General features: G+C 45.6%; 1 pseudogene. It reads right to left on the bottom strand.

Annotation, left to right across the window (positions count from 1 at the left end):
- Positions 1-45: 45 nt before the first annotated feature.
- Positions 46-1,021: pseudogene (locus tag ACS8FD_RS16865) on the bottom strand (glutamate--cysteine ligase); the annotation flags it as partial.

The following is a 1,021-nucleotide window of genomic DNA, read 5'->3' as shown; positions in this document are numbered from 1 at the left end:
TGGTTTATTTATCAGTAGGATGTATTAATAGTGGTCAATTATTTACTAACGATACTGCTGCAAAAAGTCTATAAAACTTTCAGTCTCAGCTGTTTCAACTTCTGCTTGCTGCAAAATAGATTTTTCTGCCAGCACCTCATATTTGGCTTGGGTGTTTGGACTAAGCGTCTGCTGTAACAATGAATCACGATGCTGCTGTGCCAAGGTAAAACCAAGCTGCCATAGACTGCCAAGTCTTTTGCTATCGGAGTTTACTTGTGCAGAAATGGTCGACTCAGGATGCCCTGCCTTTCCTTGCATCAACGCCACAGCTGCACGGTAATCATTACCGCCATAATGTGCATCGAGCAATGCTGCCAGTGGCTGCATACGTTCTAAATGTACCAGCATCCAGCTCTCAAGCAATTGCTCTTCACCATCATTGATAATGTGCAAGCCTTCACGACGGCCTTCATTTACCACGCGCTCAAGATTAATGGCCAGTGCTTCTTCTTCGTCAGGGAGCAGATCAGGGGAGTCGCTTAACAGACAGTACAGCGCCATCACTTCTAAGAAACAGGCGCTAGAAAGACGAATACCAATATCACTATAGGGGTCGAGATCGATGGCGCGGAACTCAACGTAGGCAATGCCGCGACGCTCAAGCGCTTCGGTTGGTGTCTCGCCACTCATGGCAATTTGTTTTGGGCGAATGGGGCTATAATACTCGTTTTCTATTTGCAAAATATGATCATTAATCTGAATAGGATTACCATTAGTATCATTTAAACCCAACGCCTTGAAACTCTCATGCGGCGTCTGAATAGCACGGCGTAACCCTTTGATATACTCAGGCAAGTTGTTATAGCGGATGTCTAGCTGCTCTTGCACACTATTGGTATAGCCAAGCTTGCCCATACGTAGGCTGGTGGCAGCAGGTCTATAATAAGTTGACTCATTTAGCAGTTCTAAGTCATGTTCACGTCCGGCCACAAAACAAGGACAAACGCTTGGGCTGGCGCCCAGTAGATATAGTACCAAA

The organism is Psychrobacter sp. 1U2, assembly GCF_051847575.1.
Note: the sequence above shows the minus strand (reverse complement) of the source record. Positions and strands in the feature narration are given on the sequence as shown.